Annotated in this window: 29 protein-coding genes; 23 read left to right on the top strand and 6 right to left on the bottom strand. The window is 65.8% G+C overall.

Features of this window, described 5'->3' with window-relative positions; genetic code table 11:
* From ACT6UX_RS00610 to ACT6UX_RS00590, 5 genes are all read left to right on the top strand, one after another.
* Nucleotides 1-927, top strand: coding sequence for a sulfite exporter TauE/SafE family protein (locus tag ACT6UX_RS00610; protein ID WP_444773198.1), 927 nt, complete (start codon nucleotides 1-3; stop codon nucleotides 925-927).
* Nucleotides 924-1,769 carry a TIGR02186 family protein gene (locus ACT6UX_RS00605; protein WP_444773197.1) on the top strand — a complete coding sequence of 282 codons (846 nt, stop codon included), beginning with the start codon at nucleotides 924-926 and terminating at the stop codon, nucleotides 1,767-1,769. Before ACT6UX_RS00610 ends, ACT6UX_RS00605 begins: the two co-directional genes overlap by 4 nt.
* Nucleotides 1,770-1,785: 16 nt before the next feature.
* Entirely contained in the window at nucleotides 1,786-2,268 is a 483-nt protein-coding gene (locus ACT6UX_RS00600; protein ID WP_444773196.1) for a universal stress protein, read from the top strand.
* Between the two features lie 290 nt (nucleotides 2,269-2,558).
* Nucleotides 2,559-3,107 (top strand): NifU family protein, encoded by a 549-nt coding sequence (locus ACT6UX_RS00595; RefSeq protein ID WP_444773195.1) that lies wholly within the window; start codon nucleotides 2,559-2,561, stop codon nucleotides 3,105-3,107.
* Nucleotides 3,108-3,208: 101 nt separating this feature from the next.
* Nucleotides 3,209-4,312: a glucosaminidase domain-containing protein gene (locus ACT6UX_RS00590; RefSeq protein WP_444773194.1), complete on the top strand. Its 1,104-nt coding sequence runs from the start codon at nucleotides 3,209-3,211 to the stop codon at nucleotides 4,310-4,312.
* Between the two features lie 15 nt (nucleotides 4,313-4,327).
* On the opposite strand, the gene ddpX is transcribed toward ACT6UX_RS00590, so the two are convergent.
* Nucleotides 4,328-4,885 (bottom strand): D-alanyl-D-alanine dipeptidase, encoded by a 558-nt coding sequence (gene ddpX, locus ACT6UX_RS00585; protein WP_444773193.1) that lies wholly within the window; start codon nucleotides 4,883-4,885, stop codon nucleotides 4,328-4,330.
* A gap of 57 nt (nucleotides 4,886-4,942) precedes the next feature.
* Here ddpX and tsaB point away from each other — a divergent pair, with 57 nt between their 5' ends.
* Both tsaB and ACT6UX_RS00575 read left to right on the top strand, forming a co-directional pair.
* Nucleotides 4,943-5,617: a tRNA (adenosine(37)-N6)-threonylcarbamoyltransferase complex dimerization subunit type 1 TsaB gene (tsaB, locus tag ACT6UX_RS00580; RefSeq protein WP_444773192.1), complete on the top strand. Its 675-nt coding sequence runs from the start codon at nucleotides 4,943-4,945 to the stop codon at nucleotides 5,615-5,617.
* On the top strand, nucleotides 5,617-6,087 hold the full coding sequence (locus ACT6UX_RS00575) for a GNAT family N-acetyltransferase (RefSeq protein ID WP_444773191.1): 471 nt from the start codon (nucleotides 5,617-5,619) through the stop codon (nucleotides 6,085-6,087). The genes tsaB and ACT6UX_RS00575 overlap by 1 nt, the downstream gene beginning before the upstream one ends.
* Here ACT6UX_RS00575 and ACT6UX_RS00570 read toward each other — a convergent pair whose 3' ends face one another.
* Nucleotides 6,088-6,321: a sulfurtransferase TusA family protein gene (locus tag ACT6UX_RS00570; RefSeq protein ID WP_444773190.1), complete on the bottom strand. Its 234-nt coding sequence runs from the start codon at nucleotides 6,319-6,321 to the stop codon at nucleotides 6,088-6,090.
* 44 nt (nucleotides 6,322-6,365) lie between these two features.
* On the opposite strand from ACT6UX_RS00570, the gene ACT6UX_RS00565 reads away from it, so the two are divergent.
* The 8 genes from ACT6UX_RS00565 to ACT6UX_RS00530 all read left to right on the top strand — a co-directional run bounded on the left by ACT6UX_RS00565 (nucleotide 6,366) and on the right by ACT6UX_RS00530 (nucleotide 12,729).
* Nucleotides 6,366-6,803 carry a Fur family transcriptional regulator gene (locus ACT6UX_RS00565; protein WP_444773189.1) on the top strand — a complete coding sequence of 146 codons (438 nt, stop codon included), beginning with the start codon at nucleotides 6,366-6,368 and terminating at the stop codon, nucleotides 6,801-6,803.
* A gap of 132 nt (nucleotides 6,804-6,935) precedes the next feature.
* On the top strand, nucleotides 6,936-7,712 hold the full coding sequence (locus ACT6UX_RS00560; RefSeq protein WP_444773188.1) for a GNAT family N-acetyltransferase: 777 nt from the start codon (nucleotides 6,936-6,938) through the stop codon (nucleotides 7,710-7,712).
* Complete coding sequence (locus ACT6UX_RS00555) at nucleotides 7,705-8,574, top strand: lysophospholipid acyltransferase family protein (protein ID WP_444773187.1); 870 nt, start codon at nucleotides 7,705-7,707, stop codon at nucleotides 8,572-8,574. The genes ACT6UX_RS00560 and ACT6UX_RS00555 overlap by 8 nt, the downstream gene beginning before the upstream one ends.
* Before the next feature lie 60 nt (nucleotides 8,575-8,634).
* Nucleotides 8,635-10,047 (top strand): tRNA (N6-isopentenyl adenosine(37)-C2)-methylthiotransferase MiaB, encoded by a 1,413-nt coding sequence (gene miaB, locus ACT6UX_RS00550; RefSeq protein WP_444773186.1) that lies wholly within the window; start codon nucleotides 8,635-8,637, stop codon nucleotides 10,045-10,047.
* Nucleotides 10,048-10,088: 41 nt separating this feature from the next.
* Nucleotides 10,089-11,018, top strand: a complete 930-nt coding sequence (locus ACT6UX_RS00545; RefSeq protein WP_444773675.1) for a PhoH family protein — start codon at nucleotides 10,089-10,091, stop codon at nucleotides 11,016-11,018.
* Nucleotides 11,019-11,043: 25 nt separating this feature from the next.
* On the top strand, nucleotides 11,044-11,472 hold the full coding sequence (gene ybeY, locus ACT6UX_RS00540; protein ID WP_444773185.1) for an rRNA maturation RNase YbeY: 429 nt from the start codon (nucleotides 11,044-11,046) through the stop codon (nucleotides 11,470-11,472).
* 61 nt (nucleotides 11,473-11,533) lie between these two features.
* Entirely contained in the window at nucleotides 11,534-12,133 is a 600-nt protein-coding gene (locus ACT6UX_RS00535; RefSeq protein WP_444773184.1) for a hypothetical protein, read from the top strand.
* A 38-nt stretch (nucleotides 12,134-12,171) separates the two neighbouring features.
* Nucleotides 12,172-12,729, top strand: a complete 558-nt coding sequence (locus tag ACT6UX_RS00530; RefSeq protein WP_444773183.1) for a hypothetical protein — start codon at nucleotides 12,172-12,174, stop codon at nucleotides 12,727-12,729.
* A 23-nt stretch (nucleotides 12,730-12,752) separates the two neighbouring features.
* On the opposite strand, the gene ACT6UX_RS00525 is transcribed toward ACT6UX_RS00530, so the two are convergent.
* Complete coding sequence (locus ACT6UX_RS00525; RefSeq protein ID WP_444773182.1) at nucleotides 12,753-13,583, bottom strand: aldo/keto reductase; 831 nt, start codon at nucleotides 13,581-13,583, stop codon at nucleotides 12,753-12,755.
* A 126-nt stretch (nucleotides 13,584-13,709) separates the two neighbouring features.
* Here ACT6UX_RS00525 and ACT6UX_RS00520 point away from each other — a divergent pair, with 126 nt between their 5' ends.
* From ACT6UX_RS00520 to ACT6UX_RS00500, 5 genes are all read left to right on the top strand, one after another.
* Nucleotides 13,710-14,585 carry a hemolysin family protein gene (locus tag ACT6UX_RS00520; protein WP_444773181.1) on the top strand — a complete coding sequence of 292 codons (876 nt, stop codon included), beginning with the start codon at nucleotides 13,710-13,712 and terminating at the stop codon, nucleotides 14,583-14,585.
* A gap of 13 nt (nucleotides 14,586-14,598) precedes the next feature.
* Complete coding sequence (lnt, locus tag ACT6UX_RS00515; protein WP_444773180.1) at nucleotides 14,599-16,119, top strand: apolipoprotein N-acyltransferase; 1,521 nt, start codon at nucleotides 14,599-14,601, stop codon at nucleotides 16,117-16,119.
* A 178-nt stretch (nucleotides 16,120-16,297) separates the two neighbouring features.
* Nucleotides 16,298-16,753 (top strand): helix-turn-helix domain-containing protein, encoded by a 456-nt coding sequence (locus tag ACT6UX_RS00510; RefSeq protein WP_298314622.1) that lies wholly within the window; start codon nucleotides 16,298-16,300, stop codon nucleotides 16,751-16,753.
* 203 nt (nucleotides 16,754-16,956) lie between these two features.
* A complete protein-coding gene (gene metK, locus ACT6UX_RS00505; RefSeq protein WP_444773179.1) occupies nucleotides 16,957-18,243 on the top strand; it encodes a methionine adenosyltransferase in 1,287 nt (428 codons plus the stop codon).
* A gap of 188 nt (nucleotides 18,244-18,431) precedes the next feature.
* Entirely contained in the window at nucleotides 18,432-20,528 is a 2,097-nt protein-coding gene (locus ACT6UX_RS00500; RefSeq protein ID WP_444773178.1) for a peptidase domain-containing ABC transporter, read from the top strand.
* 3 nt (nucleotides 20,529-20,531) lie between these two features.
* Here ACT6UX_RS00500 and ACT6UX_RS00495 read toward each other — a convergent pair whose 3' ends face one another.
* From ACT6UX_RS00495 to ACT6UX_RS00485, 3 genes are read right to left on the bottom strand one after another with little or no spacing between them, the layout of a single operon-like run.
* Entirely contained in the window at nucleotides 20,532-20,999 is a 468-nt protein-coding gene (locus tag ACT6UX_RS00495) for an MmcB family DNA repair protein (RefSeq protein ID WP_444773177.1), read from the bottom strand.
* 11 nt (nucleotides 21,000-21,010) lie between these two features.
* Nucleotides 21,011-22,216, bottom strand: a complete 1,206-nt coding sequence (locus tag ACT6UX_RS00490; RefSeq protein ID WP_444773176.1) for a tetratricopeptide repeat protein — start codon at nucleotides 22,214-22,216, stop codon at nucleotides 21,011-21,013.
* Complete coding sequence (locus ACT6UX_RS00485) at nucleotides 22,213-22,710, bottom strand: hypothetical protein (RefSeq protein ID WP_444773175.1); 498 nt, start codon at nucleotides 22,708-22,710, stop codon at nucleotides 22,213-22,215. Before ACT6UX_RS00485 ends, ACT6UX_RS00490 begins: the two co-directional genes overlap by 4 nt.
* A gap of 103 nt (nucleotides 22,711-22,813) precedes the next feature.
* On the opposite strand from ACT6UX_RS00485, the gene ACT6UX_RS00480 reads away from it, so the two are divergent.
* The 3 genes from ACT6UX_RS00480 to ACT6UX_RS00470 all read left to right on the top strand — a co-directional run bounded on the left by ACT6UX_RS00480 (nucleotide 22,814) and on the right by ACT6UX_RS00470 (nucleotide 25,187).
* Nucleotides 22,814-23,194, top strand: a complete 381-nt coding sequence (locus ACT6UX_RS00480) for a hypothetical protein (protein WP_444773174.1) — start codon at nucleotides 22,814-22,816, stop codon at nucleotides 23,192-23,194.
* A complete protein-coding gene (locus tag ACT6UX_RS00475) occupies nucleotides 23,191-24,066 on the top strand; it encodes an alpha/beta fold hydrolase (RefSeq protein WP_444773173.1) in 876 nt (291 codons plus the stop codon). Before ACT6UX_RS00480 ends, ACT6UX_RS00475 begins: the two co-directional genes overlap by 4 nt.
* 470 nt (nucleotides 24,067-24,536) lie before the next feature.
* Nucleotides 24,537-25,187, top strand: coding sequence for a TetR/AcrR family transcriptional regulator (locus ACT6UX_RS00470; RefSeq protein ID WP_444773172.1), 651 nt, complete (start codon nucleotides 24,537-24,539; stop codon nucleotides 25,185-25,187).
* Nucleotides 25,188-25,203 lie beyond the last annotated feature (16 nt).

Here is a 25,203-nt window from a genome sequence, read left to right as displayed (position 1 = left end):
GTGGAGATCTATCTCCCCATCGCCGAGCTTTCGATGAACGTGTTCCTGCTGCTGGGCCTCGGCGCCGCAGCGGGCCTTCTCTCGGGCATGTTCGGCGTCGGGGGGGGATTTCTCGCCACGCCGCTGCTGATCTTCGTCGGCATCCCGCCGGCCGTCGCGGTCGCCAGCCAGGCCAATCAGGTGGTCGCCAACTCGATCTCCTCGCTGCAGGTTCAGTGGCGGCGCGGCAATGTCGATCTCCGCATGGGGCTGGTTCTGCTGGCAGGCGGCATGCTCGGCTCGTCGGGCGGCGTGTGGCTGTTCACCTACCTGAAGCGCATCGGGCAGATCGATTTCGTGATCGCGGTGCTCTACGTCGTGATGCTGTCGACGATCGGCCTGCTCATGCTGGCGGAGAGCCTGAGCACCTATTTCAAGCGCAAGCGCAATCCCGAGGGACCGCGCGGCAAGCTGCACAGCCACTATCTGGTGCACCGGCTGCCGCTGAAGCTGCGCTTCTACAAGTCCAAGCTCTACATCAGCGCCCTGCTGCCGCTCGGGCTGGGCTTCATCATCGGCGTGCTGTCGGCGATCCTCGGCGTGGGCGGCGGCTTCGTGCTGGTGCCCGCGATGATCTACCTGCTCGGCATGCCGACGGCGGTAGTGATCGGCACGTCGAACTTCCAGATCCTGTTCGTCGCGGCCAACGTCACCTTCCTGCAGGCCGCGACCAACGGAACCGTCGACGTCGTCCTGGCGCTGTTGCTGATCCTGGGCGGCGTCGTAGGCGCTCCGATCGGTGCTCGCATCGCCGCCAAGCTGCCCGGAGTCGCGCTGCGGGCGCTGATGTCGGTGCTGATCCTGGCGGTCGCGGCCGAGCTCCTGACAGAACTGCTGCGTACGCCGAGCTCGCTCTATTCGCTCGGTTCCCGCGAGGTGCTGCCGTGAGATGGCTCGGCCTGCTCGCCGGTTTCGCGCTTCTGGCCGGCGCGACCGACGTCCTGGCGCAGGGGCCGCGTCTGGAGCCGGCGCCGGGCGGTTTGGCGACCCCGGGCATCGGCGGTCCCCCTGACGCGACCGTACCACCCTCGGTCCCGACGGAGCCCACCACCCCCGACCTGATCGTGGATCTTTCGCTCGCCCGCGTGTCGATCACCTCGGCCTTCCAGGGTGAGAGCATCCTGCTGTTCGGCATGTTCGACCCGCCCGGCGAGATCGTGGTCGTCGTGGCCGGTCCGCCGGCGCGCGAGACGGTGATGCGCAAGCAGCGGTTCATGGGGATCTGGCTCAATACCGGACGGCAGGCGTTCGACGATGTTCCGGCCTATTACGCCATCGCCGCCAGCCAGCCGCTGCAGCGCCTGCTGGCGCGTGGTGCGGGCGGTGAGATCCTGTCGCTCGAGGACCGGCTGGCCAGTCTGAAGCCGGCGACGCCGCGCGATGCCGCGGAACTCGCGCGCTTCCGCGCCGGCCTGGTCGAGGTGAAACGACGGGAGGGGCTTTACCCTGCGGCCATCGGGCAGGTGACGGTCCAGGCTGGCCGCCTGTTCCGGGTCGACCTGCCGTTTCCGTCACGGCTGCCGGAAGGCGTCTACGACATCCGGGTCTATCTGCTGCGCGAGGGGAAGATCGTTGCAGCCATCTCGCGGCCGCTGCCGGTCGGCAAGGTCGGCTTCAGTGCGCAGCTCGCGGGCTGGTCGGCGCACGAGGGCGCCCTGTATGGGTTGGGGGCCATCCTGATGGCGCTGCTGGTCGGATATCTCGGCGGCGCGGTCATGCGGCGTCTCTAGAACAGGGGGAAGAGGCATGAACGAGCAGCTCAAGTCCGGCGAGCGTGTTTTCCTTGTCGTGGTCGACGAGAGCCCGGAGATGCGCAACGCCCTTCGCTATGCCTGCCGCCGCGCCAAGCGCACCGGCGGCCGGGTTGCCATGTTGTACGTCATGGATCCGCCCGAAGGTCAGCAGTGGGGATCGGTGGTCGAGCTGATGCGCGAGGAAGCGCGCCAGCAGGCCGAGACTGCGGTGGCCCGGTATGCCGATGAGGCGGTCTCCATGACGGGCCAGCCGCCGTCGATCTATATCCGCGAAGGCAAGAGCCGGGACGAACTCGCGAAGCTCCTCGCCGAAGACCGTTCGATCTCGGTCCTCGTCCTCGGCAGCGCCTCGGGCAGCGACGGGCCAGGTCCCTTGGTAACCGCCTTCACCGGCAAGGCGGGAGGACAGCTTCGGATCCCTTTGACGATCGTTCCCGGTGTCCTCACCGAGGCGGAGGTCGACGCGATTTCATGATTCGCGCAAAAACATGATGGGGCTTCTGCGGCGATCTGCGCTTAAAATCTTCTTTGCGTACAATTGAAGCAAAAGGGTTGCGGTGGACATTTCGCAATGTAATATCTTGAGAAGATTAAATAATCTTCCGATATTCCATAACATTTATACAGTGCCACTCAAGAATCATCTTGATCGGCTTGCAACCGGTTCCTACGTCCGAAGCCATCGAGTGGGGATGGAGACGTCCTGATCCCCAGCCTGAGCGATGCCGAGGGTTTCGGCCCGAAGCATTCGAACCGGAGGTAGGTTTGTTTATCCAGACCGAGCAGACGCCCAATCCGTCGACCCTGAAGTTTCTCCCTGGTCGGGTGGTCATGGAGAAGGGGACGGCGGATTTCGCCAACGTCGAGGCCGCCACGCCGTCACCGCTTGCCAAGAGGCTGTTCGCGGTAGAGGGCGTCGAGCGCGTGTTCTTCGGCTCCGACTTCGTGACCGTCACCAAGACGGCCGATCGGGATTGGCAGATCATGAAGCCGTCGATCCTCGGCGGCATCATGGAGCATTTCACGTCGGGTGATCCGGTGATCGCCGACAGCGACGCCGCTGCGGCGGTTGCGGCCGACGACGATGAAGTCGTCGCCCAGATCAAGGAACTTCTCGACACCCGCGTCCGGCCCGCGGTGGCCCAGGATGGCGGCGATATCGTGTTTCACGATTTTCGCGATGGCATCGTCTACCTGCACATGCAGGGCTCCTGCTCGGGTTGCCCGAGCTCGACGGCCACGTTGAAAATGGGAATTGAGAATCTTCTGAAGCACTACGTGCCGGAAGTCGTGGAAGTCCAGGCGGCCCAGTAGGGCCGTTTTCGCACAAGCGTACGCGTTGGGATGGTGCACGCGGCCCCTATGGGGCCGCGCGATGGGCCGTCTTTGCGACAAACGATCATGAAGAGTGTGGTATGCGATTGACGTTACGGCCCGCGATTGAGCGTGGGCGCAACTATGCTTTTCCCGCCGCGTGGGCGGCGGTCCTTGCGACGGGCGTCGGCTTCTACAAGCCGTTGCCGTCGCCGGATGTCCCCTATGTTTCCCTGGGTGTCGGGAGCGCCTATGCGCAGGAGGCCGAGCCGGCCCCGCTGCAGATGGTCGACTTGGAACCCGCCGCAATCATGTTCGTGCGGCATGAGGTGAGCGAGCCCGACGACGTCGCCTATCGTTCGACGCACGAGGGTGCGGGCGGCCATGGTCGCTTTGCGGCGCCGGGCAACGCGGTGCGCCGTCAGGTTCAGGTCCGCGCCATCAGCCCGCGCACGGCCGATGAACTCGCCGGTTTCTTCCGCGACGTTTCCTATACCTTGACCGATATCCGCCAGGGCGAGGCGGTGCCGCCGGTCAAGGTCGACCGGGTGCCTGCCGATCTCGGCAGCAAGGATGGAAGCGAACGCAAGATGCTCTTCATCACGGCGTTGCTGCCGGTGATACTCGAGGTCAACCAGCGGGTGCTCGCGGATCGCGAACAACTGCTCTATCTGCGAGACAAGCTCGTCTCTACGCCGCAGATGCTGACGGCAATCGAACGCGTCTGGCTGGAGGACCTCGCCGAACGCTATGACGCGCCGGTCGAGAAGATCGATGAGTTGGCGCGTCGCGTCGATATCGTCCCGCCCTCCATGGCGATCGCGCAGGGCGGCGTCGAATCGGGCTGGGGCACCTCGTTCGCGGCTCGCACCGGTAACGCCCTGTACGGCCAGATCCAGTCAGTCGGCCGCCACAGTGTCTCGGTGCCTTGGAAGCCCGGCGCTGGCATGCCCCAACCGTTCACCGACGTGGGCGAGGCGACAGAGGCCTACATCGCCAATCTCAATACCCATCCCGCCTATGCCGGGTTCCGCAACCAGCGGGCTGCGATGCGCGAGCGCGGGGAGGATCCCGACGGCTTCCGTCTGATCGGCGCGCTGCTTCGGTATTCGGAACGCGGCCAGGAGTATGTCCAGTTCGTGCGGCAGATCATGCGAGAGAACGATCTGCGCGACTTCGACAAGGCCAAGCTGTCGGGCTTCTGAGGAAGCCCGGCACGACTACATCATCGGCCGCGGCAGATCGGCGTTGGCGACGAGCGGATAACGTCGCGCGTCGAACAGCTGATAGTGCCACCATTCGTTGCGATAGAAATCCCAGCCCGCCGTCGTCATCAGGCCCATCAGCAGCAGGCGGTTGCGCTGGGCCTCGACGGAGATATCCGTCCGCCCGTGATGCGACAGCGGCGTGAAGGCATCGAACGCCGTTCCCATGTCGAGTTCCTTGCCTTGCGCGTCGAGCAGGCTGAGATCGACCGCGGCACCCCGCGAATGCGGCGAGCCGCGGCGGGGATCGGCGAGGAATTCAGGGTCAGGGTTCACGTTCCACAAGGCCCACTGCGCTTCTACCGGCCGCAGCGCGTCGAAGATGCGCAGCCTGAGGCCAAGCGGCCGGGCGAGTTCGATCGCAGCCGCCAGCCTCTCGGCCGCCTCGCGATGCAGCCAGCATTCGGCGTTTCGATAGATCGGCTGTCCCGTTAGATTTGCCGTCGTCGCATACGCCAGCGTGACGTCGACGTCGAAATCGGGCGGCGCGATCGCTACAAGGTCCAGCTTCATGACAGCACAATGCCCAGCCGTTCCCATAGACGCCAGTGTCCTGCGTGAAGGAGTGGCATGAGCACCATACTTGCCTTCGACTGCGCGGTGAGCGGGCAGGGCGTCGCAATCGTGCGGGACGGCATTTCCCTGGCGAGCCTGTTCGAGGAGGGGCGGGACCAGGCGGCGCGGCTGCTGCCGGCGATCGCAGCGGCATTGGCCAAGGTGCGTGTGTCGAAGGCGGACCTCGATCTCGTTGCGGTCACCATCGGGCCGGGCAGCTTCACGGGTGTGCGGGTCGGTCTGTCGGCGGCACGCGGACTGGCGGTCGGGTTGGGGCTGCCCCTGGCCGGGATCGCCACGACGGCGGTGTTGCAGGCGCAGGCGCCCGCGAGCGACCGGCTGGTGGTTGCCGCCATCGACACCAAGCTCGGTGACTGGTTCTGCGCGATCGGCGACGATCCTGCGCCCTTCGCCACAACGGCCGAGAATCTTGCTGCCCGCCTTGCCGGCCAGAGGTGCCTTATCGTTGGGAAGGACGTCGAGCCGCTCGTCAGGACGCTGCAATCCGCTGGCATCGACGCGAGCGAGCGGGAGGGACCGCCGGATCCGGTGGTGCTTGGACGGCTGGCCGGCGAAACCGGCATCGAGGCATGGGCCGCGCGAAACCGGACCGAGGGCCTGCCGCGCCCGCTTTATCTGCGCGGCGTGAACATCACCCTGCCGAACGGCGCGCGCCGCACGGTGGAGTGATGGGCAAGGGCTTCGTTCTCGTTCCGATGCGCGCCCTCGACCTCGACCGGACGTCGAATCTCCATCGCGAGGCGTTCGAGCCGATGGGCGAGCGTGGCTGGTCCCGGGCCGACATTGCGGGCCTGCTCGCATCGCCGGGGGTGGCGGGCTTGCTGCTGATGGAAGCCGGTGCCGACATCGGCATGGCGATCTGCCGGATCGTTGCGGGGGAGGCCGAGTTGCTCACCATCGCCGTGGATCCCGCCCATCGCCGTCGTGGCGCTGCCCGCCAATTGCTGGGTGCCATCGTCGAGAGGATCCAGGCGGAGCGCGCCCGTACGCTTTTTCTCGAAGTCGGTGCCGATAATCCCGCTGCCCTCGCCCTCTACGGATCGATGGGCTTCCAGTCGGTGGGGCGTCGCGCCGCCTATTATCCCCGCCGGAACCGTCCGCCCGCCGATGCGCTCGTCATGCGTCTCAATCTCACCTGATCAGAGCCGGCGGATGGTGACGATGTGGATATCCCCGTCGGTCTCGATGCCCAGGACGGTGTGGCCTTCATCCCTTGCGGCGCGAGGGACATTTCGCAACGGCTCCTCGCCACGCAGGCGAACCGCGAGGGTTTCCCCCGGATTCATGCGTTCCAGCCTGAGCTTCGTCCGTACGAAGGTCATGGGGCAGACCTCGCCGGTAATGTCGATGTCATGGTCAGCGGGTAGGGACATGTCCAACTATACCGAGAACGCCGGCCGGTGTAGGGTAGCACGGCATGCCTGACAGGAAATCAAAGCTCGAACTCCTATGCGCAGAGCGCGGCCTCAAAATGACCGACCAGCGACGCGTCATCGCGCGCGTCCTGTCGGATGCGTCGGATCATCCCGACGTGGAAGCCGTGCATCGTCGCGCGACGGCGATCGATCCAAACATCTCCATCGCCACGGTGTATCGGACGGTGAGGCTGTTCGAAGAGGCGGGGATCCTCGCCAAGCACGATTTCGGCGATGGCCGGGCGCGCTACGAGGAGACGCCGGACGAGCACCACGATCACCTGATCGACATCCAGAGCGGCAAGGTCGTGGAGTTCCACAACGACGAGATCGAGGAGCTTCAGCGCAGGATCGCCGAGAAGGCCGGATATCGGCTCGTCGGTCATCGCCTCGAACTGTACGGCGTTCCCCTGGATGGAAAATCCGACCGCCAAAAATAAGTGGACGAGCCCATCGGCAGCCCGATAATGGGCCCATGATCGGGGCGGCCCCCTTGCGGATGACACATGCGCATTGACCGCGTTGACAGCGAAGCTGAGCTTCTTGGACCGCCTGTCTCGAATCGGGACATCGTGCAGGTCGTCGCCGGCGACTTCGAGGTTCGTCTCGCCCAGACGGCCGCCGAGATCGAGGCGGCGCAGGCTTTGCGTTACCGCGTCTTCTACGAGGAAATGTCGGCTCAGCCCTCCGCTGAGATGAAGTCGATCGGCCGCGATTTCGATCCCTTCGACGAGGTTTGCGACCATCTGCTGGTGCTCGACCGCCGTCGCGGCGAAGGGCCGCAAGGCATCGTGGGCACCTATCGCCTGATCCGCAGGTCTGCCGCGGCGAAGGTGGGCCGGTTCTATTCGTCGGCCGAGTACGACATCCAGAAGATGATCGACTATCCGGGCGAGGTCCTGGAACTCGGCCGTTCCTGCATCGCCCGCGATGCGCGCAACACCGCGACCATGCAGATGCTGTGGCGCGGCATCGCGCTCTACGCCTATCACTACAATATCCAGGTGATGTTCGGCTGCGCGAGCATTCCGGGCACCGATCCGGCGCAGCATGCGCAGGCGCTGTCCTACCTCTACCACCACCATCTCGCACCGCCGGAGATCCGCGTACGGGCGCAGCCGCACCGCTACGTGAAGATGGATATGCTCGAACCCGGCAGCTACGACCCGCGCAAGGCGATGGCGCGTGTCCCGCCGCTGATCAAGGGCTACCTGCGGCTCGGTGGCTTCGTCGGCGACGGTGCGGTGATCGACCACGACTTCAACAGTACCGATGTCTTCATCATCGTGAAGACCGAGTTGGTGACGGAGAAGTACATCCGCCACTACGAACGCGGAATGCGTGAGTAGCGCGGCCGGGGCTCCGCTGGCCGCGACCTGGATCGGCTCTCCCTTGCGCGGCGCATTTCGGCTCCTGAGCTATCTGCTGCTCACGCTGGTGATGCTGCCGTTCCATCTGCTGGCGCTCGCCTTTCGAATCACGCCCGTCATTCGCTGGCTGCCGGTAATGTATCACCGGACGGTCTGCCTGATCCTCGGCATCAAGGTGAAGGTCAACGGCGAGCGTTCGACCGTCACGCCGACGCTCTTCGTGTGCAACCACGTCTCCTATCTCGACATCGAGGTCCTGGGCGGTCTCATTCCGGGCTGCTTCGTGGCCAAGGCCGAGGTGGCGACCTGGCCCTTCTTCAGCACGCTCGCCAAGGCGCAGCGCACCATCTTCGTCGAGCGGCGCTCGAACAAGACCAGCGACAGCCGCGACGAGATGATGAAGCGGCTGAACACGGGCGACAACCTGATGCTGTTCCCGGAGGGCACCAGCAGCGACGGGACGCGCGTGCTGCCGTTCCGCAGCGCCCTGTTCGGCGTTGCGCAGCTGCGGCGCGACGACCGACCGATCGTGGTGCAGCCGGTGGCGATCTCCTACACCCGTCTCGACGGCATTCCGCTCGGCCGCTACTGGCGGCCGCTGTTCGCCTGGTTCGGTGATCTCGATCTGGTGCCGCATCTCTGGCAGATGGTCTGCCTCGGCGAGACGCAGGCGGTCGTGACCTTCTTCCCGCCGATCGACATCGAGCTGCTGGGTGACCGTAAGAAGCTCGCGGAATACTGCTATCGGCAGGTCTCCGCCGGCGTCCAGGCAGCGAATTCGGGCCGGCCCGAGCTGATGCCTTCCCTGACCGAGCCGGCGCCGACCGGCTCCCCGTCCTGACACCCCTCGACCCTGGGGGACACCGGTGATAGAAACCCGCCGTTCCAGCACCGGAGACCGATGAAGGACGTCCGCACCGACGGGCAGCCCAAGCGCGTGTTCATCCGCACCTATGGCTGCCAGATGAATGTCTATGACTCCGACCGCATGGCCGACGTCCTGCGGCCGCTGGGCTATGCCCTGGCCGAAGGGCCCGAGCAGGCCGATCTGGTCGTGCTGAACACCTGCCACATCCGCGAGCACGCCTCCGAAAAGGTCTATTCCGAGCTGGGCCGTCTGCGCGCCGTCAAGACCGAGCGCCGGGCAGAGGGCCGCGACCTCACCATCGCCGTGGCCGGCTGCGTGGCGCAGGCCGAGGGCGAGGAGATCATCCGGCGCCAGCCGGCGGTCGATATCGTCGTGGGCTCGCAAGCCTATCATCGTCTTCCCGAATTGCTGGCGCAGGTCGCGCGCAAGGCTGCCGGCGTCGATCCCGGGAAGCGGCAGCCGGGTGCTGGCGTTCTCGACACGGAATTTCCCGCCGAGAGCAAGTTCGACCACCTGCCGTCGCCGCAGGGGATTCGGGCGGGCTCCGCGTTTCTCTCCATCCAGGAAGGCTGCGACAAGTTCTGCACCTTCTGCGTCGTGCCCTACACGCGCGGTATGGAGTATTCGCGGCCGGTCGCCGCCGTGCTTGCCGAAGCCCGCCAGCTGATCGAAGCGGGCGCGCTCGAACTCACGCTGCTCGGTCAGAACGTCAATGCCTATCATGGCGAAGGCCCCGACGGCTCGACCTGGTCGCTCGCGCGTCTGGTGCGGGCAATCGGCGAGATCGACGGTCTTGCCCGCCTGCGGTACATGACCTCCCATCCGCGCGACATGGACGACGACCTCATCGCCGCGCATGGCGATGTTCCGCAGCTCATGCCGTACCTGCACCTGCCGGTGCAGTCGGGATCGAACCGTATCCTCGAAGCGATGAATCGCCGCCACGACCGCGATCTCTACCTGCGCATCGTCGAGCGCCTGCGCAACGCCCGTTCCGACCTCGCGTTGTCGTCCGACTTCATCGTTGGCTTTCCAGGGGAAAGCGATGCCGATTTCGACGACACGATGCGGCTGATCGAACAGGTGGGCTTCGCCTCGGCCTATGCCTTCCGTTACAGCCGCCGGCCGGGCACACCCGGGGCGGCGCTGGTCGATCAGGTGCCGGAGAACGTCAAGGTGGCGCGTCTTGCGGCTCTCCAGGCCCTCGTCGCGAAACAGGCGCGCGACTTCAACGAGTCGAAGGCCGGTACCATCGTACCGGTGCTGTTCGCCGAGTCAGGACGCAAACCCGGCCAGATCATGGGCAAGACGCCGTGGCTGCAGTCGGTCTACGTCCAGGGAAATCCGCGGCTGTTCAGCCACATCGTCGACGTCCGCCTGATCGAGGGCTACGCCAACAGTCTTTCCGGCGAAATCGTCGTTGGTCCGGTTGAGGTCGCCGCGTGAGCGACCCGGTCGCCGGTACGCGCGCCGCCGACGTTCGGCGCATGACCTTCGACGACAACGCCTTGCTTGCCGTTCTGTATGGCAATCATGACCGCAACCTGGTGCGCATCGAGCAGCTCGCCAACGTTCAGTTGAGCGCGCGCGGCAACCAGCTTGCCATCTCCGGCACGCCCGACGATGCGGCCATTGCGCAGAAGGCGATCTCCGGCCTCTACGAGCGGCTGAAGCGTGGCCTCACGATCGAGGGTGCCGACATCGATGCGGCCGTGCGCTTCGCGCGCAGCGGCGCCGAAGGCGGCGATGCCGAGAGCATCCGCACGCGCAAACGCACCATCCAGGCGCGCACGCCCGGTCAGCGCGGCTATCTGACGGCGCTGCGCGAGCGCGACATGGTGTTCGCACTGGGCCCCGCCGGCAGCGGCAAGACCTATCTCGCGGTCGCCATGGGCGTCATGCTGCTGCTGGCCGGCAAGGTCGAGCGCATCGTGCTGTCGCGCCCGGCCGTCGAGGCCGGCGAGCGGCTGGGCTTCCTGCCCGGCGACATGAAGGAAAAGATCGATCCTTACCTGCGGCCGCTCTACGACGCGCTGCACGACATGATCCCGCCGGAGCAGATCGCCCATCGCATGGAATCCGGCGAGATCGAGATTGCCCCGCTTGCCTTCATGCGTGGTCGGACGCTCGCGCACTGCTACGTCATCCTCGACGAGGCGCAGAACACGACGCCCATGCAGATGCGCATGTTCCTGACGCGTCTCGGCGAAGGCTCGCGCATGGTCATAACCGGCGATCCCAGCCAGACCGATCTGCCCAACAACCAGAAGTCGGGCCTCAATGATGCGGTCGAGACGCTGGTCGATGTCGAAGGCGTGCGCTTCGTGCGCCTCACCGCCCAGGATGTCGTGCGCCACGACCTCGTGACCCGCATCGTCAACGCCTACGATGCCCGCGACAAGAAAACCAAAGCCTAAGCCTTCGCTCCGCTGCACGGTCGTCGTGCTGGACGAGCGCTGGACCGAGGCATTGCCGGATGCCGAGCGGCTTGCGAAGCGCGCGGCGCGGGCGGCCTTCGCCGGCGCGCGCCGCCGCGGTCGCCGTTTGCTCAACGTCGCCTTGGAAGCCGACAAGGGCGTGCGCGCTCTCAATGCGCGGGACCGCAAGAAGGACAAGCCCACCAACGTCCTCTCCTATCCGTCCGGGGAACGCGACTTCCTGGGCGACATGGTTCTGGCGCGCCAGACCGTGTGGCGCGAGGCGCGCGAGCAGCACAAGTCGGCGGCCGACCACTTCACCCATCTCGTCGTGCACGGCACCCTGCATCTGCTGGGCTACGACCACGAGACGGGCGAGGCCGACGCCGAGCGCATGGAGGCGTTGGAGCGCCGCATCCTGGCGAAACTCGGGATCGCCGATCCCTATGCGTAGTTGTTGATATTGCGAATTGTATTTGTGATATTTCGCACACTTAATTGTGCGAAGGCAGAGTATGCATTGTAGCCTGACGGCTCTCGGAAAAATTCTCGCTGCAATCGCTGCTCCCCTTTTGATCGCTGCCTGTGGGCCACCTGCCAAGAGCGTTCAACCGGTCCAGGCTGATGCGACTCTGACGCAAGCCGCGACGCTGTTGCAGCCACCGCCGCCCGATCGGGCCCGCGTCATCATCTTCAGCGGCGACAACTGGCGCTACACCGGCACGGGTGGCTCCTATATCGGGCCGCACTACAAGGCGGGCGACATCTACGTGAATGATACGAAGATCGGCACCCTGAACGGCCTGGAAGCGATGGTCTTTGATCTTGCGCCCGGTCAGTATTCATTCCGCTGGATCGAATACAAACAGGGAGCGGATTCCCTCTCGAAGGCAGAACCCAACGTTCGCAATCTGAATGGCGGCGGTCTTCTTCTGCTGAGCACTTGGTATGACAACGACCTGTTCGTCGACAAGCGTTACAAGATTCCTCAAGTGAACAGGGACGTTCGCAACTACAATTTAGCGCCCAAGGACGGCGGCCAGGTTCAGTTGCGGATTGCCAAGGATATCATGGTCGTCAGGCCGTCCGATTGTCCGCCGTCGCTCTGCCTTTAGCCGTACAGACCCGGACGATGAGAGAAGTTCGACGGTCCTTGTTGCGTGCGGGCGGGATGCTCGTCGCGGCAATCGCTGGCGGTTTGGCGACCTCCGGCTGTAGCGATCCTTTCCGCAGCCTGCCCTCTTCGCCGGCCAGCCCTGCGGCGACGAAGGCGGCGCTCAATCTTGAAAAGCCGCCGGCCGACAGGGCCCGCTTGATCGTCTTCAACGGCGGACGGATAGATGGCGATGGTAATTATCGGCCGCGCAACTATTCCATCCGGCTTTCCGTGAACGAGGTTCGCATCGGCTCGATGAACCCGGGCCAGGCAATGATCTTCGATGTGGCGCCCGGCCAGTACTCGTTCGCGTGGGAGCCGATCGACGGCAAGGCGCTTCTGCAGAAGATTGCGCCTGCCACCCAGACGCTGGCGGCCGGAGAATTGTTGCCGCTTCAAACCGATGTCGACGGTTATGCCCTCAAGATAAACCAGGGGTACGAACGGAAGCAGATCGTGACCAACGCACAAACAGGTCGTCAGCAGATCAATCCCGACATAGAGATCGCTCAGCCCACGACTTGCCCGCCGGCTATTTGCCTCCCGGTCCGCTGATCAAAAAGGACGGTCGCTGGTTTTCAGAGCATCTCGAGCGGCTGCTTCGTCCTGGGCGGCGGGAAGGCGCGGTCGAGGTCGGCGAGGATCTTCGGGGGCAGCTTCACGTCGAGGGCCGCGAAATTTTCCTTCACGCGCTCTCGGGTGGATGACTTCGGAATTGTGACGACGCCGGGCTGCGCGAACAGCCAGGCCAGCGCCAGCTGGGCCGGCGTGCAGCCGACCTCGTCGGCGATCTTCCGGAGAGGCGCCTTGCGCAGCAATTCGCCCTGGTCGAGCGGAGAATAGGCCATCAGCGGGATCGAGCGCTTGCGCATCCAGGGCAGCAGGTCGAACTCCGGTCCGCGGCGCGACAGGCAGTAGAGAACCTGGTTGGTACCGGTCAGCCCTTTGTCGAGACCGGCGGCATCTTCCATGTCGTCGAGGTCGAAATTGCTGACGCCGAAATCGCCGATCTTTCCGGCGTTCCTCAACTTGTAAAACGCCTCGAACGTCTCCTCGATCGGCGCGCCGCCGCGCCAGTGCAGCAGGTACAGATCGATCCGATCGAGCCGCATACGCTTGAGGCTGCGCTCGCAGGCGGCGATGGTGCCGGCGCGCGAGGCGTTGTGCGGGTAGACCTTGCTCACGATGAACGGCCGGATACTGCGACCCGCCAGCGCATCGCCCACGATCTCCTCGGCGCCGCCTTCACCGTACATTTCCGCCGTGTCGATCATCGGATAGCCGAGATCGAGGCCATACTTCAGAGCATCGAGTTCCTCGGCGCGCCGGCGCCCGGTCTCGCCCATGCGCCAGGTGCCGAGGCCCAGCACCGGCATTTCCGCTCCGGAAGGCAGCTTGCAGGAACGCATAGGGAACTTCCATGGATTGCAACGCGGGGCCGATAGCCTATCTTACCAGCCATGCCTGACTCCACAGCGCACAGTACCAGGCCGGGCTTCAGCCCGGCTTCGTCGACTGAGCTTCTCGCCACCCCGGTGACATCGCCGGTTCCCGATGTCCCGTCGAGCGGCGGTTTGCTGCGCGCCATCCTCCGGCGCCTCCGCCGCCGCGAGAAGAACGAAGCGGTTCGTGAAGCCATCGAGGAGCTGATCGAGGAGACGCCCGAGAGCGATACCCCGATCAGCGAGGACCAGCGGGTCCTGCTGGCCAACATCCTGAAGCTGCGCGACAAGACCGTCGCCGACGTCATGGTGCCCCGGGTCGACATCGTGGGCATCGCCGCCGACACGCCGCTCGACGAGGTGGTGCGGCTGATCCAGGCCGAGGCGCATTCGCGCTATCCGATCTACCGCGAGTCGCTCGACGACGTGATCGGCATGATCCACATCAAGGACGTGCTGGCCTACTGGGGCACGTCCAAGAAGTTCAATCTTCGCGACATTCTACGGCGCGTCGTGTTCGTGGCGCCGACCCTGCCGGTGCTCGACATGCTGCTCGACATGCGCCGTTCGCGCACCCACATGGCGCTCGTGGTGGACGAGTTCGGCGGCACCGACGGGCTTCTCACCATCGAGGATCTGGTCGAGGAGATCGTCGGCGAGATCGAGGACGAACACGACGTCGCGCAGACCCCGACCGTCGCCCGTCGCGTCGATGGCACGATCGACGTCAATGGCCGCACCCCCATCGAACTTCTCGAGGAGGAGATCGGCAAGGTCCTGTCCGAAGACGAACGGCGGGAGATCGACACAGTCGGCGGGCTGATCTTCTCGCTGCTCGGGCGCATTCCCGAGCGAGGCGAGGTCGTCCGCCATCCGTCGGGTATCGAGTTCGAAATTCTCGACGTCGATCCGAGACGGATCCGCCGCCTGCGGGTCCGGGCGCCGACGACGGTGCCCGCCGCCAAATAACCGATCGGATGCGATGACCCTCACGAGCTGGCGCGCCGCGGGCGTCGCCTTTCTGGCCGGCGCGCTCGCCGCACTCGCCATGCCGCCGCTGCACTGGCTGCCGCTGGCCGTACTCGGCATCGTGGCCTTCGTCTGGTTGTGGGACACCGCGCCCGGGCCGAAGAGCGCCCTGTTGCGCGGATGGGCCTGGGGGACGGGCCATTTCGCCGTTGGATCCTACTGGATCGTCGAGGCCTTCTTCGTGCCGCCCGCGGATTTCGCGCTGCTTGGCCCACCGATCGTCGTCGGATTGGCGGCGCTCCTCGGCTTCTTCCCGGGGATGGCCGCGGGGGCGGCGAAATGGGTCGCCCGGCGCTGGCCGTCTTCGGGCGGCCGATATTGCCGCCTGCTCCTGCTCGCCATCGCCTGGACGATCGCGGAATGGCTGCGAGGGCACCTCTTCACCGGCTATTCATGGAATCCGCTCGGCCATGTCTGGGCCTTCGCCACACCGCTTCTGCAGGGTGCGGCATTGTTCGGCGTCTACGGACTCGGCCTGCTGACCTTCATGATCCTGGCCGCGCCGGCGGCCGGCTGGCGGGCGTCGCTCCTTGCTCTCATCGTCGTCGGCGCTGCGGGCTTCGCAGGCCAGGCGGCGATGACGCCCATCGAGGCGCCGAGTGGACCGCTGGTGAGGATCGTCCAGCCCAACACGCTCCAGGCGGAAAAATGGCGGCCTGAGCTGCGCGCGCAGCACATGGCCAAACTCGTGGAGATGAGCCGCCGCCCCGGCTTCGACGGGCTGGCGGCCGTGATCTGGCCCGAGACGGCGCCGCCCTTCATCGTCGAACCGGGCTCGGCGGCGCTCGAATACATGGCAACGGCCGTCCCCCCGGACGGCTATCTCCTGACCGGGGCGGCGCGCGGGACCCGCAATCGCGAGGACGGCGTCTGGAATTCACTGCTGGTCATTGACGGCACCGGCAAGATCGTCGCGACTTACGACAAGGTCCACCTCGTTCCCCTCGGCGAGTACATTCCGTTCCACAAACAGCTCGCCCCGGTGGCCGGCTTCATCGGTCGCGGCTCGTTCGAGGTCGGTGAATCGCGCGCTACGCTGGATGTGCCGCGCCTGCCATCCTTCTCGCCGATCATCTGCTACGAGGTGATCTTTCCGGCCGCGGTCACCGGGCCCGGCGCCCGGCCGCGGTGGCTCCTGAACGTGACCAACGACGCCTGGTTCGGTCTCTCGAGTGGTCCCTACCAGCACCTCGCCAGCGCCCGGCTGCGCGCCGTGGAGGAGGGGCTGCCGATGCTCAGAGCCGCCAATACGGGCGTGTCAGCGGTCATCGATGCCCATGGACGGGTTCTGGCGGCGCTCGACATGCAGCAGGAAGGCGTCATCGATCATGCGATCCCTCCCGCGCGCGGCCCCACTCCTTATGGCCGCTGGGGCGACGGTGCACTGATGGTCCTCCTGATGCTCGCGGTTGCCCTCCTCGTGGCATTGTCTCGCTACACATCAACTGAAAAAACAAACAATTCAAAGCCTTAAGCTCCGACGAGCGGCTTGCATTCCAGTGAGGACGGCGCTAGGTAATATGCAGCCTGCGCGTGTAGATATGCATTTTTGCACAAGAGGTCATGGCAGCGGGTGCTGCACGCCATTCGGCCACTATTCGGCCCTATCGGCGTTCATTGGATATTTGATCTGGGAAGGAGCAGGGGAATCCATGGCGAGATCGCATCCCGTTGATGTCCATGTCGGAGCGCGCATGCGCCAGCGGCGCACTCTCCTCGGCATGAGCCAGGAAAAGCTCGGGACGGCGGTCGGCCTCACCTTCCAGCAGATCCAGAAGTACGAACGTGGATCGAACCGCATCGGCTCGAGCCGACTGTTCGAATTCGCCAAGGTGCTGGACGTGCCCGTGTCCTACTTCTTCGACGAAATGCCTTCGAATGCGCTGGCAGGCCGCCCGATGTCGGGGCGCGGGCGCAAGGGCTTCGGCGAAGCCGGCACGCCCTTCGAACAGGAGAAGGATCCGCTGATCAAGCGCGAGACCCTCGAGCTCGTGCGCGCCTATTACAAGATTCGCGAGAGCAAAGTGCGCAAGCGCATCTTCGAGATGGTGAAAGCCGTGGGCGTGGCGAGCCACGCCGAAACGGTCGGTGCGCGCAAGGGTCGCTAGCGCCGGGATGGAAGACGGAGGCGTTCGCCCTGCGATCCTCTTGCGCTCGGCTGAATTTTGAGGTTTTAACGGAGCGCGATCCCGATGGTCGGGATCGCCGCGGACGGATTTGGACGACTTGCCACCGCGCAAACAAAGGCTAAGCCGGACGTTGGCGGCACCATCCGCCCTGCCCGGAGTCCAGTGCACTTTGGGAGGGATCGTTGGCGCTCAAGGACTATATCTTCACCAGTGAGTCGGTTTCGGAAGGCCATCCGGACAAGGTCGCGGACCAGATTTCCGACGCGATCCTGGACGCCTTCATCGCCAATGACGTGAAGCTCGGCCATGCCGACGACAGCCACGCCAATACCCGCCTTGGCTGCGAGACGCTGGTCACCACCAACAAGATCGTGATCGCCGGCGAAGGCCGCGCCTCCGAGCCGTACATGAAGAAGTACGGCAAGAACACCGTCGTCAATCGCGAGGCGATCGGCGAGATCGCGCGCAACGTCGTGCGCGACATCGGCTACGATCAGGACGGCTTCTCCTTCCACGGCGCCGACGTCGAGGTGCTGCTGCACGGCCAGTCGCCCGACATCGCGATGGGCGTCGATGCCAAGAAGAAAGGCGGCAATCTCGGCGAGCAGGAAGGCGCGGGCGACCAGGGCCTGATGTTCGGCTTCGCCTGCCGCGACAGCGAGGAATACGAGAAGGGCTCGTTCATGCCCGCTCCGATCTTCTTCTCTCACAAGATTCTCGAAGTACTGAGCAAGGCCCGCCGGTCGGGTGAACTCGGCGACCTGCAGCCCGACGCCAAGAGCCAGGTGACGGTACGTTACGTCGACGGCAAGGCCGTCGGCGCCACCAAGGTCGTGGTGTCCACGCAACATCGCGAGACGACCGCCAAGGGCAAGAAGTACAACTCCGCCATGGTCCGCGAGATGATCGCGGGCCACGTCGAGAAGTCGCTGCCCAAGGGCTGGATGCCCAAGAAGGCGTCTGACTTCTTCGTCAATCCGACCGGCAACTTCGTCGTTGGCGGTCCCGACGGCGATTGCGGTCTCACCGGCCGCAAGATCATCGTCGACACCTACGGCGGCTATGCGCCCCATGGCGGCGGCGCTTTCTCCGGCAAGGATCCGACCAAGGTCGATCGCTCGGCTGCCTACGCCGCGCGCTACCTGGCCAAGAACGTGGTTGCCGCCGGCCTCGCCGACCGCTGCCTGATCCAGGTCGCCTACGCGATCGGAGTCGCCGATCCGATGTCGCTCTATGTGAACACCGAGGGCACCGGCAAGGTCGACGAGCGCAAGCTCGAGAAGGTCCTCTCGGAACTCTTCCCGCTGCGCCCGACCAACATCCGCCGGTCGCTGCAGCTCAACAAGCCGATCTACCAGCGCACGGCCGCCTATGGCCATTTCGGTCGCAAGCCCGAGAAGGACGGCGGCTTTTCCTGGGAACGCACCGACCTGGTGGCCGAGCTGAAGCGCGCTTTCAGCGCCCGCTAGATCCTTTCGGTCTTCACGAACGAAGGGCGCGCAGCGCGAGTTGCGCGCCCTTTGCTTTAGGAGATGCCCCTAGACAATTGAATTCAGGGGTATTTCTGGTACCCTTGGGTATGGCTCCCCTCGAGAACGGAGGCTTCCAGCAGCAGTCCGTGTGGGACGATGGCGGCCGCTCCCGCGTCGATTCCTTGATGAGGGCCCTGCTTTACATCGCTCAGCAGGTGGGCCGGCCCGTCAGTGAAGCCGATATCCGTCGCCTGACTGCGGTACCGGTGGCAGGCCTCGACGAGGCGTCGTTTCTGAGCGCGGCGGTGCGGCTCGGCCTCGAGAGCGAGGCGATCGAGTTCGCATCGCGTCCGCTCGACGAACTGCCTCTGCCCTTCGCGCTCCTCGCGGCCGACGGTCGCGTCCATGTCGTGGTCTCGGGCCGCGCCGACACCTGGACTATCCTCGATGTCGTCGTGGGTCGCGTCTGGCAAGTGGCGGCCCGAGAGGTCGGCACGCTCGGTTCGCGCGCGCTGTTGCTGCGCCAGCCGCTGGGCCCGCGCCGGGCGGATCAATGGTATGCGCCGCTCTGGGCGCGTGTGCGGCCGGTCGTGTTCAAGCTCGCCGCTGCGTCGTTCGCCATCAACCTGCTGGCCCTCCTCACGCCGCTCTTCATGATGCTGGTGGTGAACCTGGTGATCGGTCGCCAGCCGCCGGCGGGCCTGTCCTCGGTGATGCTGATGCTCTGTGCGGGCATGCTCCTCGCCTACGCCGCCGATTTCGGGCTGCGCGTGGCGCGTGGCTGGCTGTCGGCCAGGACGGGCGCGCGACTCGACGCGCTGATGAGCGCCGAGGTGCTGCATCACCTGATGGCCTTGCCCTATCGGCATTTCGAGCGCACCCCATCCGGCGTCATCGCCGAGCGGCTGCGCCAGCTCGACGTGCTGCGCGGCTTCCTGACGGGGCAGCTGCCGGTGCTCGCGATCGATCTGCTGTTCGTCGCCCTCTTCCTGATCGCCACCTTCGTGATCAGCACGACTCTGGGCCTGATTACCGCTTTCGCCATTCCGGTGCTGGTCGGCGTGTCGCTTGCGGCTCATCGCGCGCAGCGGCGCCTGGCGGACGAGAATTTCCAGGCGCTGGCCGCCAAGAGTTCGACGCTGACGGAGACAGTAGCCAACGCCGCGACGATCAAGGCGCTTGGGCTGGAAGCCGAAGTCGAGAAGCGCTGGCAGACGCGGGTCGAGCAGTCGGCCCGCAGCAGCCTGCGGGCCAATTACCTCGCCAGTATCGCTGCGAGCGCCTCTGGCACGCTCCAGCTCGTGACATCTCTCGTCATCGTGATGGTCGGTGTCGCGGAGATTGCCGACCAGCGCCTGACGATCGGCGCGCTCATCGCCGCCAACATGCTGGCGGCGCGGGCGCTGCAGCCGATGCGGCAGCTGGCGGGCGCCTGGCATCAGCTCCAGGGCGTGAGTGCTGCGTTCAAGCGCGTCGACGCGCTGATGCACGAGACGCCTGAGGCGCCGCCGGGGGAGTTCGCGCCGATGCCAGCCCTGTCCGGCGAGATTACGCTCGAACGCGTGACCTACCGTGCCCACGAGCGCGGCGCGCCCATCCTGCGCGAGGCCGATCTGACCGTGGCGGCGGGAGAGATCGTCGGTATCGTTGGCCCCTCCGGTTCGGGCAAGACCACCATTGCCAACCTGGTGCAGGGCCTGGTCAGCCCGGCTGACGGTCGCGTCCTGGTCGACGGTACCGACATCGCCCATATCTCGCCGGCGCAACTTCGGGCGCAGATCGGTGCGGTGCCGCAGGACGTTCAGCTCTTTACCGGGACGGTGCGCGAGAACATCGCGATGGGCGTTGCGGACAAGGATCCCGGCCGCGTCGTCGCCGTCGCGAAGTTCGTCGGCGCCCACGACTTCATCCAGCGCCTGCCGCAGGGCTACAACACCGTGCTGGGCGAGCGTGGGCAGGGCCTGTCGACGGGCCAGCGCCAGCTCCTCTGCATCGCCCGGGCGTTGATCCGCAATCCGCGCATCCTGATTCTCGACGAAGCGACCAGCGCCCTCGATCCCGCCACCGAGGAGCAGCTCCTGCGCCAGCTCAAGGCCAACACGCGCGGGCGGACCGTCATCATGATCACGCACCGACTGGCGCCGCTCGCTATTGCCGACCGCGTTGCGCTGGTGATGGACGGCCGCGTCGAGCGCATCGGCCCGCCGACCGAGGTGATGGCCTATGCTCGCATCCGCATGGCCGAGGCCAGTCGCGGGGCGGCGCGCCCGATGTCCGGCTGAGGGTCAGACGAAGTCGACGAACTCGGGATCTTCGAGGCGCGCCAGGCGCTCGGAGGCGAGGCGGGCGCAGTCGACGAGGAGAGCCTTGCGCCGCGCCGCCGCGACCGGGCGCCGGATTGGATGGCGCAGGATGTCAGCCCCATAGGCGTCGGCGACGATCAGGCCGACTTCCTCCGCAATCAGCGCCTGCGGAAAATCGACGGGCACGGCAAAGTAGAGGAGGTCGCACCAGGCGAGGTAGTCGGGCCATTTCTGGTCGACGCGCCAGTCCTCGATCGACGATTTCACCTCGACGATCGTGAGCTCGCCGCTGCCGGCGATCGCCATGATGTCGGCGCGTCGCCCGTCGGGCAGAGGCAGCTCGCGCAGGACCGACCGGCCGGTCTGACGCATCAGCCGGCAGGCCCCGCGGCAGACTGCGAGGGTGATGTCAGGACGCGCCTGGCGCGCGACGTTCTGCGTGGCGTCCACGGGCCTGCACGTCAGCGACGGACCGGGACGAGCCGGGGCAGGCTCTCGTCGCTCGGCAGTTCGAAGGTGGGCTTGAAGGCCTGTGCCAATGCCTCGCCGCGCTTGCGGTCGCGATCGGCCACCTTGTCCCCCGCCTTTTCCCGAACGGCGCGGGCTTCCGGATGACCGCCACGTTCGGCGAGGTAAAGCCACTTGAAGGCTTCGACCGGGTCCATGGTGCCGGTGACGCCCGTAAGCAGCATGACGCCCAGCGCCTGCTGCGCCTCCGGCAATCCCTGCTGGGCGGCGCGTGAGTACCAGAACTGGGCCTGCACGGGATCCCGCGCGACGCCGGAGCCGGCGAGATAGGCATTGGCGAGCTTGAACTGACCCGACGGCACGCCGGCCCCGGCGGCCGCCTGGTACCAGCTGATGGCCGATTTCAGGATCTTCTCGTTGGCCGCCTTGTCGCGCGTCGCCGGCGTACGGACCGCCATGTCGCCCAGGGCGAGTGCCGCTTCGGGCACACCATTCTGCTGCGCCTGGATCAGCCAGCGCTGGGCGGCGGCAAGGTCCTGTTTGACGCCCGACCCTTCGGCCAGCGCCAGGCCGTAGCGAAGAGCGGCGCGCATGTGACCCTTCTCGGCGGCCCGGCGGAAGAGATCGGCCGCGCGTGTCGAATCGGCGGATACCGGCGGGGCGCTTTCGGACATGGCACGCGCCAAAGCGTAGGTCGCGTAAACGTCACCATCCATGGCGGCCTGCTCGAGCCACGCGCGCGCCTGAATCAGGTCGCGCTGAACTCCTTGGCCCCGAAGATAGAGCGTGCCGAGATTGAGCTGCGCCCGGCGGTGTCCCTGCGCTGCCGCCTTGGCGAAGAGCTCGACGGCCCGCGCGGGATCGCGAGCCTGACCGGCGTCGCCCGTGATGAAGATCAGCGCCAGCCGGTGCTGGCCCTCGGCGGAGCCGGCATCGGCAGCGCGCTGGATCAGCCTCAGCCCCTCCGCCTTGTTGCCGCGGTCGAGTAGCACGGCGCCCAGCCAGGCCTCGGAGTCGGCCGAGGGAGCGCCGAGGGAGCGTAAGGTGCGCTCGGCGGTGGCGATGTCACCCTGACGATACGCGGCCACGGCCGGACGCAGCGATGGCGCGACGTCCGACGCGTCGGGCGGCTGCTGGGCCTGCGCGACGGCGCTCGCGGCCACCAGAGCCGCGGCGAGCGCCGATCGCGCGGCGATCATTTGGTCTTGAAGGTGTAGGCCGCCGCCGCGGCCTTGGCCTTCTCGACCTCAGCGGCCGGCAGTTCGCGGCCGGCCTGCTCGAGCGCCAGGCTGGCGTTGGGAACGTTCCAGCGTTCGGCGATGGCGCACCACTTATAGGCCTCGAACAGGCTCTTCGGTACGCCCTTGCCTTCGGCATAGGCGCCTGCCAGCGGAATCATGGCCGGCAGGTAGCCGCGCTCCGACGCATCGAGGAGCAGGGGGGTCGCCTTGTTGATGTCAAACAGCTTCGATTCGGCATTGCCGTAGATGTAGAGCCCGAGCACGAACTGGGCGCGCGGATCGCGCTCCTTCGCAAGAAGCTGCAGTTCCTTCTCCGCCGTCACGACATCGCCCGCCTGCAGCGCCTTGACCGCTTGCTCGAGGTCGGCGGCGGCCGGCTGGACGGCGGCAGCGAGCAACAGGGCGGCCCCGGCGAGGGGCAGAAGGGCGCGGGCGGAACGAGCGAAGTGCACGGAGAGGCTCCCGGAAAGCACGGCGGATATTGGCGGAATGGCAAATCGTCTAGCATGGAAATGAGGCCGAAACACGAAACGCGGCCCACAGAAGGGGAGGAGCATGCTCGAACAACTTGCCGACCTTGTGAACCGCGACGCGGCCCTGGTCCGGCGCGGCCGCCATTTCACGGGGGCTTTTCTGGTGGAGGCACATCCGCGGAGCTGGCTGGTACACGTGCTGCGGGGCCGGATCGAGAGGATCGATTCAGGTCCACTCGTCATGCCGTCCTGGCGCTTCGCCCTGCGGGCCGATGAGGCGAGTTGGGAGCGCTTCTGGCGACCGCGGCCGGCGCCGGGCGACCACGATCTGCTCGCACTGGTGCGCCGGGGCCTGATGAAATTCGAGGGGGACCTGCAGCCGCTGATGGCCAACCTGCTCTACATCAAGGGCGTGCTCGAAGCGCCCCGGGCTGCCCAAGCGGCAGGGGGAGTGACGCCATGACGAACGCCCGGTTCGAGCCGATCGTCGGTCGCTATCTGTCGCTCGAGTTCGAGGGACGGCGCTACCGCGTCTACTTCGAGGAGGCGGGAGAAGGTATCCCGCTGATCTGCCTGCACACGGCGGGTGCCGATGGACGGCAGTATCGCGGCGTGCTGAACGATGAGGCGATCACCAGGCGCTTTCGCGTCATTGCCTTCGACATGCCCTGGCACGGCAAATCCTCGCCACCCGCCGGCTTCGAGCGCGAGGAATACCGGCTTACGAGGGATTTCTACACCGCCTTCGTCGTGGCCTTCGCCGATGCGCTGTCGCTGCACCGGCCGGTGGTCATGGGCTGTTCGATCGGGGGGCGTGTCGTGCTCAATCTCGCGGCGACGCACGCGGACCGCTTTCGCGCTCTGATCGGCCTGCAGGCCTCTGCCCATGTCGCGCCCTACTACGATACCGACTGGCTCCACCACGCGGACGTCCATGGCGGGGAGGTCTGCGCGGGCATCGTTTCGGGGCTCGTGGGACCCGATGCGCCCAGCGAGCATCGCTGGGAGACGCTGTGGCACTACATGCAGGGCGGTCCCGGCGTCTTCAAAGGCGATCTGCATTTCTACAAGGTCGACGGCGACCTTCGAGAGCGCATCGCCACCATCGATACGCGCCGCTGCCCGCTCCACCTGCTGACCGGCGAGTACGACTATTCGTGCTCGCCCGCCGAGACGGAGGAGGTTGCCGCCATTGTCCCGGGCGCCAGCTGTTCGATCATGCCAGGCCTCGGCCATTTTCCGATGAGCGAGGATCCGGATCGCTTCCTCGAGCATCTCCGGCCAATTCTTGCCACCATCGCGGGTCTTTCGCGCGGGGAGCCATCCACTTCCTGAATTACCCTTTTGGACTAGCTGAGTTGGAGGGTTGCCGGAAATCGTTGGGCATTCTTTTGATCGTTCGGTCGTAGATATGCGTTATTGCAAGTACCGCGCCCAGCCGGCTGCGGTACAGTAATCACGAGACCAAGCCCGCTGGCGGCTCCCCAAGCCGCTTACCGAAGCCTTTCCCACACACACCCAGGGCTTCGACAACCCACACCCAAGCGGGCTCATAGGAAGGCCGATCGTTCCCCAAGCGATCGGCCTTTCGTATTTTGGCGATCATCGTCATGCTGCCTGGGGGCTGGAGCATTGTTGCCGGCTGGGTGCAGTTATAGACATCCCCAAAACGCTTATCACAGTCTTGGCTGATGCCGGTATTGCTGGAGGTTCAATCTGCAAGATATGCATTAATGCAAGTTACCCTGAAATCGCCGGCTGACTAGTGTCGCCGACACGCGCAGAAAAAATTTCGATCGGTCCCAATGAGAATTGTCGGCTTCCCCCTCGATGTGTCCAATGTGCGGGATGAACGCATCATCAAGGGGCAGAGCATTCGGCGCTCCCTGATCCAGGCGACGCTGGATCTCGTCCATACGGGGGATGCCGAGCCATCTGCGGGTGCCGTCGCCATGATCGCCGGGCTTTCGAGCCGGACCCTTGCTCAGCACTTCCCCAACCTGTCCGACCTTTACACGGCGGCCTTCGAGCTCGCCGTCAGTCGAGCATTCAGCGCCGATCGACCGGTCGATCCGGCGGCGCCGCTGGCAAATCGAATCACACTTCTGGTCTCGGACAGGGCGCAGTTGTTCGAGGAGTGGCTTCCGCTATGGAGCTTCGCCGACCGTGTGCGCCGCACGGCGCCGGCCATCGGCGCCGGCGTGGCGCGCCTGCGGCAGGTTCTGCGCGAGCGACTCGCCGTTTGGTTTGCCGCCGAACTCGAATCGCTCGAGCCCGAGGCACGCCTCGCCGGGCTCGATTCACTCGATCGGGCCTTCGGCTTCGACAGCTGGATGAACTTGCGTGAGCGCCAGCGCCTGTCGCCGATGCGCGCATCGAGGACCTGGCGCTTCACGGCCGAGACGATCGTGCAACAGGCCCTTGCCGGTTCGCTTCCGGCATCCACGGCGGCCTGAGGCCCGGAAAAAGGGC

It is taken from the genome of Reyranella sp. (assembly GCF_052439685.1).
Taxonomy (GTDB): Bacteria; Pseudomonadota; Alphaproteobacteria; order Reyranellales; family Reyranellaceae; genus Reyranella.
This window is presented reverse-complemented; position numbering and strand designations above follow the sequence as displayed.